Consider the following 1811-nt stretch of genomic DNA (forward strand, 5'->3'; position numbering starts at 1 on the left):
ATGAGAAAAACAATTAAAAGTTGACGCATCGTGAACACTTGCGCTAAAAATTAAAGAAGGTTACGCGTTAAAAATTCAGGTGTTCACGATAAACCGGAATCGGTGTTCACGTTCGCCGGAATATGCATGTAATTCAAAGGATCAAATTAATAAAGATGACTATATTGTTACTAAAAAAGGAAATGTGACAAATTATAAGGCTAAAGGCAGCCTTGAATCTCCTAAACAAGCAACCTGCACCTCGATAGATAATTTAACAAATGATCAAAATCCAGCTGATATATTCACAGGTTTAAAACGTTGTATTGAACAAAAAAATTATAAGCAAGCAGCAGAGTTGTATCTTACTGGTCTTAGCTATGGTTTCTTTGATACAAAAAGAGTTTCTGATAAAACAGCACATCAAGCAATTGCGGTTATACGCATGAATACGTTTAGTTCAATGTCACAAGAAATTCTTAATAACCTAAAAGCAGAAGTTAAAATTATATTCTCAAACAATCTATTGCTTTGTGAAAGTTTAAAACGACTCGGTCATCCTCAATACCATCCTACATATATGGTTAAACATGGAATGGGAGCTTTTCTGGGTAATAAAACTAAAAATGGTTTAGTACAAAACTTTGAACCTACTGTAACCTGGGAAGATACTTTAATAAAAAAAATCAAGTGTAAATAAAGCTAACAAGTCACTCAAAAGGACAAATAACAGTTGGTTTTTGCTCCTTCGTCGCTTATTTTAACCAACTATTATTTGCCTCTTAGTGAGGCGTTAGCTGTCTAAAGAAGTGCTGAGTAAATATAGAGTATCGTTGCTGAAATCTTGTTCATGAGGCCATTCAACAGATCCGAAAGCCACTGATACTCGCTTGAAGTAATTATAATCCTGTAGCTCTTTAAAGATCCCTTTCTCCAAAAATGGGCTTACATCAAAAAGTCTAGTCTCATTATTTTCGAATGATAACTTTAGGGTGTGATCTTTTATTGCTTCTACTGAAATTACGCGAGGATTCATGAACTTCTCCTACTTTAAAGGATCTATTTTAAAGACAGACTCACCATTTATTGCAAGTTGCCAATCAGCCATCAACTCATCTTTGTGTATTTCAACCCAAGCATCTACTAGCTTTTGTTTAGTTATAGGTAATTTTCCTTGGATTATGGAACCTGAAGGGATTTCAATTATTGCAGCATCGTCTTGGTAATGCACATGAATATGTGGCATGTTGTGTTGCTGGTTATCGAAATAATACATACGTATAATTATTCCGTAAAACATTGAAATAGTTGGCATAGCTTTCTCAAAAATGGTTAACTATTGTTATTATACGTCAGCTAACAAGCAAATCAACAGGGACACGTAAAGCTTGCTTGGTTCCGCTTCGCTACATATTTTAGCAAGCATTACTTAGCCCGTTATTTGGGCGTTAGGTAGCCACTTAGGCTTTGAGTACAAGGAAAGTAATATGACAAATCAATGTGATAAAAAATCTTCAAATAATACTCTAGGTGCATGTATGGCTGTTGGTTCTGGAATCGGTTCAGCCTTAGGTGTTACTTTTGGTGTTATCTTTGACGTTTTGCATTTCAGTTTAGGTGTGGGCATTGCTATTGGTACTGGTTTAGGCCTTGCAATAGGTTCAATGTTACAAGCAAAGAAAAAGCAGCAATAATCCAAGGCATACCTAACACATATGAGCCTTTTCCCGTCAACAGGCAATAGAAGTTTTTTTAGCTGCCGCTAGGCAGCTAATTGTTAAATCAATAAACAAACTTGTTTACTTCGCACTGTCAGACAGTTGTTAAATTAC

Annotated in this window: 4 protein-coding genes; 2 read left to right on the top strand and 2 right to left on the bottom strand. The window is 35.3% G+C overall.

Annotated elements, in window-relative coordinates; translation table 11 throughout:
* Positions 1–184: 184 nt before the first annotated feature.
* Positions 185–679 carry a hypothetical protein gene (locus ND16A_RS18250; RefSeq protein WP_081945408.1) on the top strand — a complete coding sequence of 165 codons (495 nt, stop codon included), beginning with the start codon at positions 185–187 and terminating at the stop codon, positions 677–679.
* 93 nt (positions 680–772) lie between these two features.
* Here ND16A_RS18250 and ND16A_RS18245 read toward each other — a convergent pair whose 3' ends face one another.
* Positions 773–1015, bottom strand: coding sequence for a DUF2442 domain-containing protein (locus ND16A_RS18245; RefSeq protein ID WP_033075770.1), 243 nt, complete (start codon positions 1013–1015; stop codon positions 773–775).
* 9 nt (positions 1016–1024) lie between these two features.
* Positions 1025–1294, bottom strand: coding sequence for a DUF4160 domain-containing protein (locus ND16A_RS18240; RefSeq protein WP_033075771.1), 270 nt, complete (start codon positions 1292–1294; stop codon positions 1025–1027).
* Positions 1295–1466: 172 nt separating this feature from the next.
* Between ND16A_RS18240 and ND16A_RS18235 the strand changes: the two genes are divergently transcribed.
* Positions 1467–1673, top strand: coding sequence for a hypothetical protein (locus ND16A_RS18235; RefSeq protein ID WP_033075772.1), 207 nt, complete (start codon positions 1467–1469; stop codon positions 1671–1673).
* Positions 1674–1811: the final 138 nt, after the last annotated feature.

It is taken from the genome of Thalassotalea sp. ND16A, assembly GCF_000764205.1.
Classification (GTDB): Bacteria; Pseudomonadota; Gammaproteobacteria; order Enterobacterales; family Alteromonadaceae; genus Thalassotalea_A.

What these genes read in the sequence shown, in the direction of transcription:
- ND16A_RS18235 (WP_033075772.1), top strand. Translation starts at nt 1,467, where the DNA reads ATGACAAATCAATGTGATAAAAAATCTTCAAATAATACTCTAGGTGCA.
- ND16A_RS18240 (WP_033075771.1), bottom strand. Translation starts at nt 1,294, where the DNA reads ATGCCAACTATTTCAATGTTTTACGGAATAATTATACGTATGTATTAT.
- ND16A_RS18245 (WP_033075770.1), bottom strand. Translation starts at nt 1,015, where the DNA reads ATGAATCCTCGCGTAATTTCAGTAGAAGCAATAAAAGATCACACCCTA.